Below are 12,409 nucleotides of genomic sequence, written 5' to 3'. Positions count from 1 at the left end.
ACATTTTTTGCCAAATCAATCGCAATAGTGGTAACTTTCATGGTGGACGCTCCTTAAGTAACTGTATGGTTCAACATCAGTTTGGCGCATTGACGCCGTATTAGGGAGCGTCCATCTCATCACCCAAAATAAATTAACCCAAAATAAATTAACATGGCCATATATGGACGCTCCCGGTGAGTCAAGACAATACTCTGCTCACCGAAGGCTTTTTGGCCTTAGTTTTCTGTACAACATTCTCACTCTTATCGTTGCTTTCGATGTGCTCATTTACCGCTAGAAGCGGTTGTACTGCCATATATACGGGCTTAACAGCCAAGCTGCGCCCCTAATGAAATCCGTACCACTGCGCCTAAAAATATGAAACACCCATGCGGATTAGGATTACCCTATCCTTGGCCTATTCGGGCTAGCACTGGTTGGACTGAGCCATTTCTTCATCGTTAACAACAACCTTGGTGAGTGTTTAATGTGCTATCTTGCAATAATTAACATGGCCACCCAAAATAAATTAACATGGCAAATTAACATGGCCACCCAAAATAGTTGGCGAAATAACAAACAGTGAACTAGGCTTTATTTACCCCAGCTAAATGGTATTTAAAGATGGCCAGACCAAGACAGACAATCGTGAGCCTAGAAGATACACCTTACTATCACTGTTGTTCGCGTGTGGTGCGTAAGGCATTTCTTTGTGGAATTGATAACTCTACAGGTGAGAATTTTGAGCATCGGCGTGAGTGGGTCGATTCACGCATTCTTGAGTTAGCGACCATCTTTGCTATTGATATCTGTGCTTATGTCGTGATGAGTAACCATTTGCATGTGGTGTTAAAGGTTGATGCTGATAAGGCAAAACAGTGGTCAGATAAAGAAGTGCTCACTCAATGGCACAAGGGCTTTAAAGGCACGTTACTCACTCACAAATACCTTAAAGAGGAAGACCTTAACTCATTTGAGCTTCAAACGGTTAATGAATGCATTACCGAATACCGTAAACGCTTAATTGATATCAGTTGGTTTATGCGTTCACTCAGTGAGCCTATAGCCAGAATGGCCAACAAAGAAGATAAGTGCACAGGCCGATTCTGGGAAGGGAGGTTTAAGTCTCAAGCATTACTTGATGAAGCCGCAGTACTCGCCTGTATGGCTTATGTTGATTTAAACCCAATTCGTGCCAAGATGGCCGTAACCCCGGAAACCTCAGATTACACCAGTATTCAACGACGTATAAATTCAGCAATGAAAGGCGAGCAACCAGCTGAGCTATTACCGTTTGTGGGTAATGAACGACTCAATATGCCTAACGGGCTCATGTTCAGCGTGAAAGACTACATTGTACTGGTTGAAGATACCGGTCGTATTATTCGAGAAGATAAGCGTGGCGCCATTAGCTCAAGCAGTCAGGACGTTCTGAATAGACTCAACATCCCCGCAGAGAATTGGCTTAAAATCACAACAGAGTTTGGTGCATTATTTAAAGGTGCTGTCGGTGCCTTACCTGCATTAACCGAATACTGTGAGCACCTGGAGCGAAAACGACGACAAGGCGCATCAAATTGTCAACGTTGGCTGCAAGCTTAAGTAAAACAGACTAAAAAATATTGTTTATCCACTGCTTGATTGATATCAGGTCCCCAGACGTGCGCTACGTTTAGCGTTTTCCCCTGTAGCCTTCGTATAATTTTAAGTGGTCATATTTTTAGATTGAATTTGTCGATTTGAGCAATACAGAATACATAGATTACCGTTCAGAGGATTAAAAGTCGTTATATTTATCGGCATAACCTTGGGTGGCATCTTTAAGAAGAATTCGTCTATGTTCAGTAATATTGTTTCATCTCATATCTTTAACTGAATCCCTTTGCTATCTTCTATTGTAAAGCAGAGTCGCGCTCTGTTTTATTTCAGGAGGTTATGTGGCGAGATTGCTCGTATTGTTGATTGTCTTTAGTGTCATCCCCATATCTTCTGTCTATGGAAAAGAGTTGAAGTTTGCAGTGGTACCTAAATTTAACAGTGCTTTTTTTGACCAAAGCAAAGTAGGCTGTATAGATGCTGCAGCTCAAATAAAAGGCGTGGAGTGTTTATATCGGGGGCCCCATATAAGTAACGTTAGGGTGCAAGACCAGGTAATAAATCAACTGATTGATGAAGGTGTAGATGGTATTGCTGTCGCCATTACACAATCTAAATATCTTGCTAAAAATAGTCTGAAGAGAGCGAAAGAATTAGGCGTACCAATTATTACCTATGACTCTGATTTTGATGCTTCAATCAACGAAGACCCTAATAATTTACGCCTGGCCTATATAGGCACTAACAATTTTGAATTGGGTAAATCATTAGGTGAAGAGTTAAAAAAACTTCGGCCCAATGGGGGGACACTAATAATGCAATCTGGACGACCAGATTCTCCCAATTTAAATTTAAGACTGATGGGAGTTCGTTCGGCATTATCTGGGAAAATATACGATGCACCGCCTGGAGAATTGCTCAATAACGATTCGGGCTGGACTGAAGTTAGGGAACCTTTTTTTAATTTTGATCAACTTGATCTTTCTGTTAAGCAAATGGAGTCTGCTTTGAAAGGTAAGCCTGTAAAAGCAAACTCCTTTATTGCAGTCGGTGGTTGGCCGCAAAATGACCAAGTGCTTTACCGTCAAATGATTGCTCCGTATCAGGCAAAAATTAATGACAACAAGGTCATTATTGTTATCACAGATACATCCGCTGAACAATTAACGATGTTGGGAGATAATCTTGCTCATATCAATATTGGTCAAAATCCATACGAAATGGGCAGGCAAGCCATTTTGACATTGCATAAGATTGTTACAGAACAAAAATATGAGAAAATAATTTACACGCCAATTACAATTTGCACGCCAGACAACCTTGATACCTGTACCAAGAGTGTGGAGTTGTAAACATCTTTAACTCTACCAAATTCAAATAATTACCAGCTTCAAATAATGACATGTCCCAAAAGCCTTTGGTGCGCGATTATTATCTCGATTCACTGGGACTTCCATATATGGCTTATTTAAGAAGCAGACGGCTTGTTACGATTTGCTTGCTTAAATAAAAGGCTGGCTTACCCTTTAAGCAGTGCTCACTCACAATGTTGCCTTATGTACTTAGATGTAATGACTTAAAATGAGGGTGTATGCTGTTTAGAAGTGCCATTGAACATAAACCGTTTGGTAATTGCTACCGCCTTTAATGCGACCAAATGCAGAGCTTGTTTCAAAAATCCCGGAACGATGATGGATGGCATAACCTAACCACATGTTGTGCAAATTCGAGTTATCCAATAGATCGCCCATGTTAACGTCGAGAGAAAAATCAAGATAGTTCAGTAACTTTGATGGCGTATAACCTTTTTCTTCAATCTCAGAGCCTTCAATATAAGTCAGGCTGCTGACATACGAGAGTCCTTCTGCTACACCGAGTCTAAATCTCGGCCCTAGCTCGAATGTATAAAATGCTTTAATCGCGACGACGCCCTCGGCTAAATCATTTTGCACCGCAGAGCTGTGATGCCATACCACGCCAGGAGTAAAGTAAAGCTCAATAGGTAAGGTAAACAGAGTTTTGGTTAATTGAGTACCATAAAACAACGAACTCATTTGATTATTGTATCGGTCAGAACGCGTGTTCCAGCTTAAAATCTCGTTAAGATTAGACGGTGTTGCCCAGCCGTGTGAAAGTCGTAAAAATTCATCGCTGTCATCACTAAAGGGCACCGAGTGATAGTGTTGTTTATTAGGCTCAGGGAAGAAAGCGATACCTAAAAATGATTCATACTGATAAGCGTTATCTATGGTTGGTAGATTCGATACATTATCTTCTAAACGTCCAACGCCAAATTGACCAAGTAGATACAGATTACTGATCAAATGGTAACGCGCTTCTAGTCCTGCGTTAACTTGAATACCGCCGCCCACGTCATATTGTTCTAACCCATAATAATACTGGTTAAAATCATCGCTTTTCCATTGAAATTCTGCGTAAGGTGTGAGTTTCCAATCTCCTTGCTGCCAATGATATTTCGTGCGCGTATACACATAGCCGCGCTTGTAAGAGTCTGATAATAATGCGACATCAGCCTCCCATGCCCCGTGATTGAATTTATATTGCAAACCAAAATCGAAGGCTTGAGCTTGAGATTGGTTCTGTAACTCTTTTGGGATATCGACGAAGCGAAAGCGGGTATAGGCATTAATCTGGTGATCGCCTTGTTGCCACAAATGTACGCCGCCCTCCATGCCATTGATAAAAATGTATTCATTTTCAAACTTCAATAGTGGCAGTACATCGTAAACTTCATCTTTTTCCACTGCATAAGGAATATCGCCCCCGACGAATGCCGATAGCAATACCCCAATTGTCAGCTATATAGTTAGGCTGCTCTTGCGAGGTTTTTTCCACGGTGAGACATAAAGGTGCTATGAGTGATATCGACAGTGCTAGCGTGCTGAGTCGTTTAATCAATGTCATTGTTTTCATCAGGCAGTGGGCATAACTAAAGAATGCTACAGATGAGCCAAAAATCAAGTTATTACCCTGGAATAACAGAGTTGTGCTGAGCTGAGGAACTCTACATTCGCCTTTTGCCTGTCGAAGAATGGGTGGCTCATTACGGGAGTCGCTTAATATGAAAAAGTTCATTAACAATGGATGGCCCATTAAAAGGAAAATGGGTGGCTCATTACGGGAAAGCTTTAGGAGTGCTAAGCTCTGATAGTATGCAAAGGCAGCATAACAATGTGTTTTCTACATGGTCGGTGTTATGTTTTGAAGCAAAAGGAGAAGAGTATGGATCAAGCACTGCAAACGATGATTGATAATATGCCTGAAAAAACAGGTAAAAAATTAACAGAGTGGTTTGAAATATTAAAACAAGAAAATTTTGTTAAACACTCAGAGGCTGTAACGTTTTTGAAAACAGAGCACGGTGTAACACATGGATTTGCTAATACCATTGTGACCTTGTCAAAAGACACAAAGGATTCTCCTGAAGAGTTAGTATCAAATCAATATAGCGGCAAAGAGTCACTTAAACCCATTTATGACTTATTGATTTCAACCCTACAAAAATTGGGTGACGATATTGTCATTACCCCTAAAAAAGCAAGTGTCAGTATCATTAGAAAAAACCAATTTGCGTTAATTAAACCAGCCACTAAAAAAAGAATAGATTTAGGCTTGAAACTGAAAGGGGTAGCAGTACAAGGGCGCCTAGAAAACTCCGGGCCATTTGGCACTATGTGTACTCATAGAATACAGTTACAACATTTAACCGATGTTGATAATGAACTGATTGAATGGTTGGCTAAAGCATATGAAAGCTCGGTTTAATCAACAATCACTGGTGCTTATTCGAGTGTGACCAATGCCAATATTGATTAAATGCTTTTCCTAAGCAGCTTAGCTAAGCACTTTGTGAGTACACGCTATTTTTCAGCGCTTTATCTTGTTGACAATAATAGTGCTGACATAACAGACTGTGTGGCAATTGTCTTTTAAAGCTGTACAGCGTAAACGGAAATCACAAACATGCCACACCAGGACCAACCTCTTAGCGTCAAAATGGCGGCCCCTTTTTGTATATTACTGTTGGTGGTATTGCTGTCTCAGGTGGTGGGTGTGTATGTCAGCAACAGCTTTTTAGCATCGGGCGGATTTAAAGGTTATTGGATTTTAAGTCGGTTAGTATTACCTTTTATTGTGGTGTTTTTGCTGGCAATACCGTTAAAGCATCTGTATTTTTCTCGGCCCACGATTAATCGTGAAACCCTGATATTTATGGGTGTGCTTTTTGGGCTTTTGTTGTGTTTGTTTGTTTATTTGCAATTTTTTGCTGCAGATTACTTATCTCACTACCGACATGGTCGTTCGCTCGAAGGGCTCAGAGAGTCAGGTGCATTTCAACGCTTTTTAATTTTTACCGCGTCGACCATTATTGGTTGGGAGGTCATTCATCGTGGTTTTTTACTGGGTGGCGGGCAATATTGCTTAACCAAGCACTATAAGGTTAACCCTGCCGCTGCAGCGGTGATTATGACGATTATCGTTTGTATATTCGAAGTGTTATTTCACATCAAAAAGCCAATATATGAAGCCGTAGGGATGATTTTTGCCTCGCCTTTATTGTCTTATTTAACCCTCAAAACCCGCAGTTTATGGCCTGCATTAACCTTCCATTTACTCATAGAGCTCGCGTTTGGTTTTTCGGCGTTTTATTACTCAGTCAGTTAATTATCGATGTGCTAGCTTAGACTCAGCGAGTAGTGCCTGATTACTGATAATAAAGTGATGATTGCACTACATTGAACCGAGAGGAAAAGTGGGTTGCAAACCGCAGAGGTTGGTATCTTATCGTTATTGCTGACCACATATGAATGGATGTGATCAGCTAAAAATGTGAAGGCGTCATTATGCGGGTTGTAGTTATTTAGGCTTCTTCTACAGGTTTATCTTTAAATGAATCAGCTGTTTTATCTGTTAGCGTGATAAGTACGCCAGTTAACAGACTCATGCTGTAGCCAAGCATTGCCCCAATCATAAGTGGCGGAACAATTGCTGCAATATCGGCATTTAATGCGAATGTGATACAACAGCCAATAAATGTACCAGGAATAAACGCAAAGTTTTTATTGCTGGCTTGTAGGCACATAAACGCAGTCACAATACCGGTTAATGCATAGCTAATGATAGGTGAGCCCAATACACCGCTGCCTGCAATAATTAACCATCCCCAAAAAACACCTGAAAGATTAGTCATCATTGCCATCATCATACCTTTTACGCCTGCTTCAGTTTGCGCAAAAAACGTGCTGCAACCTAGAAAGCCGACCCATGTGACCAGATGAAGCACATCAGCAAGACCAGCCCAAACAGCTGCTAATAAACCTGCAGAAATTGCAATTTGCCAACGATGCGCCATAGTCGCCTCTCAATGTTAAATTTAGAACGGTGAGTTTTAAATTTAGCACAATAAATGAATTTTTTGCAGTTTTAGTTTTATAAAAAGCGATCCCGTTCGCAAATAATCGTAACTGCTAATTAATGCTAAACGCCCATTTTTAGGGCTGTGTAGCTTTTTTTGTAACGATATTAGGCGCTTGATGTTGTGGTCGTATCGCTGTGATAGCCAATTGGTTATTTAACATTAATAAGTGAGCCAGGCGGTATAAGACAGAATTAAAGTGTGCCGGTGCAGACCGGTGATGACGAGGTTATTTAAAAGTAACTTTGCCTCCAATCATTTTGAGAGCCGGTGCGCCACGAATTAGACATTCTCGGGCAAAAGTTTGCCCGCATGCTGGGCAGGTGCAAGCGACTTTAGTGAAATCTTCTGTAATACGCTCTTTAAAGCATTTTATGAGGGCGCCCTTGCCACCTTTACGGTACTTATAAAGTTGGACTTTACATTTAGCGCAAAAAATATCGACTGTGCGTGTTGGGCCTTTTTTATTGGGTTTTGCCATTTTTTTGGTTTTTTATGGTTAGCAACTTGGCTAAATGAGTTGTTATTATAGTATGATGAATACCTGTTCAAAATTGAACTAGAATTAACTGATATGTCATGCTAGGGACAGCAAATTATTTAGGTTATGTGGCCGTAAAGCAATATAAAAAGCCCTTAACACAATACACATTTCCATTAAAACAACTGTCCTTAACAGCGTTTAGATAAAATTGGGTAAGATCTCTAGCGCGTCTGCAATCCCTAGACTAGTCTTTGGCTATCTAATAAAACGCATTAAATTCATGGCCATCATCAATATAGCCACTTAGGCTGCTGTGACTCAATACAGGAATACTAGATTAATGATCATCCCCAAATTATGGGCAACTGAACTTGAGTATCGACGTACAGTGCTAAAAGCTGTGTTAATTGTAATCATTATTGCGGGCAGTATTTTTGTCGTTAATAATTGGTTTAATGGTTTTCAAGTGTACGCCATGGTTGAGTTAGCTGTAGTGTTTTTGTGTATTGGTATCCTCGCGATTCATAAGCGCACCACTAATTTGACCCTGTGGAGCTGCGTATTTTTATTTGCCCTCTATACCGTCATTCTTATTGGTATTTATAGCGCCTCGTTTAATTCGGGGCTGTTTACCTGGTTATTTATTATTCCTGTTCTGTCGTACCTGTTATTGGGCATTAGGTTAGGTACCATTTTTACCAGCGTGTATATGGTGGCTGGTATTGCGATTTTGATTTACGACTTGATCTATCATATTGCCGATATTTACCCCATTACCATTGCCAATATTATGCTGTGTTTAGCGGCCATTTGGGCGTTGTCTTATAGTTATGAATATAAACGAGCCGAGGCGGTAGAGCGCTTGCAACAAATGGCTTCGCTTGACCCACTAACAGGGTTAAATAACCGTTTATTGTTAGATTCTATTTTTGAGATGTTGTGTCAAAGCCTGACGGAGGAGCAATCATCTGTCTCTATGCTGTTACTTGACCTGGACCACTTTAAAAAAATTAATGATGAATTTGGTCACGATGTCGGTGACAAAGTATTAATGGAGGTATCAACAATAATCAGCGATATGCGACGTCGTAATGATTGGGCGTTTCGTTTTGGCGGCGAAGAGTTTTGTATGTTAATCCCTAATACAAACATGCGACAGGCTGAAAAAATTGCTGAACGGTTAAGGCTGGCGATTGATAAAATTACGGTTATTGACGGCTGCCCACTTAATATTACCATTAGTATTGGGGTAGCGCGTTGGCCTGATGATGGTAGCCATTTACCTCAGATATATAAAGCTGCTGACGAAAGGCTTTATAAAGCCAAAGCCCAAGGGCGAAATCAGGTGGTTTCGGAGTAATATCACAATCAACTTAAACGGATTACACTGTTGCCTAGTTGATAATATCGGTGAATGTTAATCCGTTTTTTTGACTTTATTGACTCTATTATTGATGGCTTCTGTCAGCTGCTGCTTTTGCTTATCTTCGCCACAAAATTCTGCAAAACCTAACCCCCAGCCATGAGGATTCACCTGGGTCGCCAGATTGACCACTGTGTAACAATAATCACCTTGTTTGACGATTCTATTTGGATCTAATTTGTGATTTAAGGTATGGGGTTGGCTTGTATCCGTTGGCGTGGGGGCTAACTCAATAAAATCCAATGTGGCATCCATTTCACTCAAACTGCCTCTTGGTTGATGTTGCGCTGCGGTTTGCTCGCCAACAAGCTGCTCAAAATCAAGTTGATTTTGTTGCTGTAGATATTGGCTTGTAGCCTGTTTCATTGAGATTGCAGCATGAATCGCATGAGTTGATACCTCTGCAGCAGGGGGGGTGGGTGCATTCGTTTTATTGGGCTTATTCGGCGCAGGTGAACTTGCAGTGTTGGTGACAACTGGCGCTATTTGAGTTGCTTCATTGTTAACTTTGAGCAGGGGCTTGTGAGCATCGGATTTAGCTTGAATGAGTTGTGCTGGTGGCTGAGGCTGACTGATGGGGTCAGAATGACTTTCGTTTAGCATCGACTGATATTGCTGCGAGGTAATGAGGTAGCTTTTAATCGCGCTGTGTTTTATTGGCGTTTTGATTTCGGCCATTCTGCGTTTGGTGTCTTGTTGCCAAAACCAAGCTATTAGCAATATTAATATGCTGTGCATCACAATTGCGTAAAACAAAGGCGTAGCTAGGCGTTGTGGATTAACCGAATTAGCTTGTCTGTTGCTGCCTTCTCGCGTTGCTGTGATGCTATCCATGTCACTTAAATATCGTTTATTTTATGGGTGTTAGGTTTGATTGTTAATAGAAAGTAAAGTTCAATTTGTTGTAAAAGGAAAGGGGAGAGTGGGTTGTTATGTCAATCTATTAGTGAGGTAAAATTAGTGAGGTAAAAATGCGTTTGTGTAAGCTGCGTTAAGATTTGCCCGCCCTAAAACAAGCACACCAAACTGACATATTACATGATTTATAAGTGTGAGGTTATCGAAAAGCAAACCGATCACGTTAATCTGTTTTCAGCGCCTTAACGGTGAGTCGCTCTTGATTGGAGAGTCTGATTTGTATGCCATCAATGGTGGTTATCCGCTGATCTTCAATATCTTTTTTACGCACCTGGTAACTGGCTGTCATCGCTTCAATGGGAGATGAAATCGTGACTTCTACAATCGTGTTATCATCATACCAACCCCAGCCCCAATATCCTGCTGTTGCCAGCATTGACACGGCGATCATCGAATAGATAGCTATCTTGCTGAGCACGGGTGGTTTTTCAATCTCTATCGTTCTGGTGTACTTGACGTTGCGATTTCGTCCACGTCGTAAATACACTACGGCACCCAGAATAACTAACACTGTAATAAGGATTTTTGTTAGCACGTCATTTTCCCTAAATCGTAAATTAACCTTGATTATACGGTGTTTTACACCCTTTACCGTTATCTAGTACACATCATGAGTAAGCCATTATGATTGCTTAGGGCTGATACCTGTCTTGTTGAGGTTTTGCTCAATACTCAACAGAGCAATGTTATCGGTTAGTGCTTCAACATACTGGGTTAGTCTTTAACATTGAGGCAAAAGCAGTAAACTGTGTTGTCTAAAGTATGAACTGACTCAGTTTCGTTATTATTATAATGTGACTTATTTCGTGAATTTTAAAAATGTTGGTGCTTTTCTGATTAAAGTCGCGGGAAATCACATAAAAGTCATATTGATTGATTAATAATCATATTCTTGTCCTACACAAAAAAATTAACGACATCAATATGGCTATAAAAGAAATTATCGATGAGGAAGTCACCTATCCGTCCGATTATAAAATACTCTCCACTACCGATTTAGACAGCATTATTACTCATGTGAATGAAGACTTTATTAATGTGTGCGGTTACAGCAAAGATGAGTTAATTAATCAACCACATAACATTGTACGCCACCCTGATATGCCCAAAGCTGCTTTTGCTGATTTATGGAATACCATCAAGCAAGGACAAAGCTGGATGGGACTGGTAAAAAATCGGTGTAAAAACGGTAAATATTATTGGGTCAACGCCTACGTTACACCAATAAAACGTAATGGCAGTATTTGCGAATATCAATCAGTAAGAACACAAGCAGATCCTGAACTCACCCAGCGTGCTCAGGCTTGTTACGATGCGATAAATGCTGGTAAAAAGGCCAAACCTAAATTGGGTGCCAGTATTATCACTAAGTTATTTTTCACTTGGTTGTGTTCTGTCATCCTGTTTGTCTGTCTACCTTATTTAAGTTCAACATTTGCAGTTTTTGGGTTTGTTGCTGCTGTTATGTGCTTTTGCATGCCACTTTATTTTCTGAAACACCGTTTTGCAACCGTGATCGCCGTGAGTAAGTCAATACATAATAATCCACTGAACCAATTTGTTTATACAGGTCATGTCGATGAGTTATCTCATTTAGAGTTAAGTTTGCGAATGCAAAAAGCAGAAACGCTTGCGGTTGTAGGGCGCATTAAAGACAGTGGTGAGCACCTTCAGCAAGGATTGGATGAACATCAACAACAAAATAATGCCAACCAAAGTCAACTCGTTGAGCAATCGCAAAACCTTGAACAAGTGGTTACTGCTATTGGGCAAATGAGTTCATCTGTAACTGATATTGCTCAAAACACGGCAAACTCAACAACAGAAATCCTTCAGTTAGTGTCTCAAATCCAAGCCACTAAAGAGGCGCTGACACATAGCCAAACCGCAACATCAGAAATTAATAACTTGCTTGCTGAATCGCGTGTGGCGATTTCGTCATTAAACCAGCAGTGCCAAAATGTAAATAAAGTGGTTGAGGTCATCGAGGAGATAGCCAAGCAAACTAACTTATTGGCGCTTAATGCCGCCATTGAGGCCGCTCGTGCAGGTGAAACGGGCAGAGGCTTTGCTGTTGTCGCTGATGAAGTGCGTAATTTAGCCAGTCGCTCGGCAACATCAGCCAATGAAATTCATACCATTATCAATACACTTAGCAAAACTACCGCTCAGGCTGTTGCCCAAATGGACCAAAGTCATGTACTGACGAGTAAGAGTATTGATTCAAGTAAAATGCTGGATGAAAGTTTAACCTCAGTCAGTAATGTGATGGCCATTATAGAAAATAACGGTGAACAAATATCGGTAGCTGCTGAACAACAAGCTGTTGTGGTTAATCAAATTCATACTAATGCGATGACCTTGCAAAGTGGTATTAAACAGTTTGAGCAAAATTGCCAAAATGCGTCGCTACACAGCCAAGATATTAGTGCTCAGGGCTACCGGCAAACTGAGCTGGTGGCGCAGTTTAACTAACCTGATTCAGCTGGCTTGAGTCGCTTGCAGTGTTAGCCCTTTGAACTGCTAGAAAAGTATCGATTTTATCGACAGTAAATCACACTATTATGCC

11 protein-coding genes are annotated in these 12,409 nt (G+C 40.7%); 6 read left to right on the top strand and 5 right to left on the bottom strand.

Translation table 11 applies throughout. The annotated features are described in order from the left end of the window. Positions 1-606: 606 nt before the first annotated feature. Both IEY48_RS05805 and IEY48_RS05800 read left to right on the top strand, forming a co-directional pair. The gene (locus IEY48_RS05805) at positions 607-1,584 is read left to right on the top strand and encodes a transposase (RefSeq protein WP_188918210.1); all 978 of its coding nucleotides are present in this window, start codon (positions 607-609) and stop codon (positions 1,582-1,584) included. A 335-nt stretch (positions 1,585-1,919) separates the two neighbouring features. Next, the gene (locus IEY48_RS05800; RefSeq protein ID WP_188918208.1) at positions 1,920-2,930 is read left to right on the top strand and encodes a substrate-binding domain-containing protein; all 1,011 of its coding nucleotides are present in this window, start codon (positions 1,920-1,922) and stop codon (positions 2,928-2,930) included. Positions 2,931-3,176: 246 nt separating this feature from the next. Here the strand turns inward: IEY48_RS05800 and IEY48_RS05795 are convergent, their stop codons facing one another. Beyond that, positions 3,177-4,382, bottom strand: coding sequence for a MipA/OmpV family protein (locus IEY48_RS05795; protein ID WP_229786337.1), 1,206 nt, complete (start codon positions 4,380-4,382; stop codon positions 3,177-3,179). Positions 4,383-4,821: 439 nt separating this feature from the next. On the opposite strand from IEY48_RS05795, the gene IEY48_RS05790 reads away from it, so the two are divergent. Continuing rightward, entirely contained in the window at positions 4,822-5,364 is a 543-nt protein-coding gene (locus IEY48_RS05790) for a DUF4287 domain-containing protein (protein WP_188918207.1), read from the top strand. Positions 5,365-5,562: 198 nt separating this feature from the next. Next, positions 5,563-6,264 carry a CPBP family glutamic-type intramembrane protease gene (locus IEY48_RS05785; protein ID WP_188918205.1) on the top strand — a complete coding sequence of 234 codons (702 nt, stop codon included), beginning with the start codon at positions 5,563-5,565 and terminating at the stop codon, positions 6,262-6,264. 196 nt (positions 6,265-6,460) lie between these two features. On the opposite strand, the gene IEY48_RS05780 is transcribed toward IEY48_RS05785, so the two are convergent. Further along, entirely contained in the window at positions 6,461-6,952 is a 492-nt protein-coding gene (locus IEY48_RS05780; protein WP_188918203.1) for a DUF1097 domain-containing protein, read from the bottom strand. 292 nt (positions 6,953-7,244) lie between these two features. Beyond that, positions 7,245-7,496, bottom strand: a complete 252-nt coding sequence (locus tag IEY48_RS05775; RefSeq protein ID WP_188918201.1) for a hypothetical protein — start codon at positions 7,494-7,496, stop codon at positions 7,245-7,247. 343 nt (positions 7,497-7,839) lie between these two features. Here IEY48_RS05775 and IEY48_RS05770 point away from each other — a divergent pair, with 343 nt between their 5' ends. Continuing rightward, positions 7,840-8,859, top strand: a complete 1,020-nt coding sequence (locus tag IEY48_RS05770; RefSeq protein WP_188918199.1) for a GGDEF domain-containing protein — start codon at positions 7,840-7,842, stop codon at positions 8,857-8,859. Between the two features lie 57 nt (positions 8,860-8,916). Here IEY48_RS05770 and IEY48_RS05765 read toward each other — a convergent pair whose 3' ends face one another. Both IEY48_RS05765 and IEY48_RS05760 read right to left on the bottom strand, forming a co-directional pair. Next, the gene (locus IEY48_RS05765) at positions 8,917-9,756 is read right to left on the bottom strand and encodes a hypothetical protein (RefSeq protein ID WP_188918197.1); all 840 of its coding nucleotides are present in this window, start codon (positions 9,754-9,756) and stop codon (positions 8,917-8,919) included. A 247-nt stretch (positions 9,757-10,003) separates the two neighbouring features. Then, entirely contained in the window at positions 10,004-10,375 is a 372-nt protein-coding gene (locus IEY48_RS05760) for a hypothetical protein (protein ID WP_188918195.1), read from the bottom strand. A 389-nt stretch (positions 10,376-10,764) separates the two neighbouring features. Between IEY48_RS05760 and IEY48_RS05755 the strand changes: the two genes are divergently transcribed. Then, complete coding sequence (locus IEY48_RS05755) at positions 10,765-12,315, top strand: methyl-accepting chemotaxis protein (protein ID WP_188918193.1); 1,551 nt, start codon at positions 10,765-10,767, stop codon at positions 12,313-12,315. Positions 12,316-12,409: the final 94 nt, after the last annotated feature.

The organism is Shewanella saliphila (assembly GCF_014648295.1).
GTDB lineage: Bacteria > Pseudomonadota > Gammaproteobacteria > Enterobacterales > Shewanellaceae > Shewanella > Shewanella saliphila.
The sequence above is the reverse complement of the archived record's forward strand: the minus strand, read 5'-3'. Positions and strand labels throughout refer to the sequence as shown.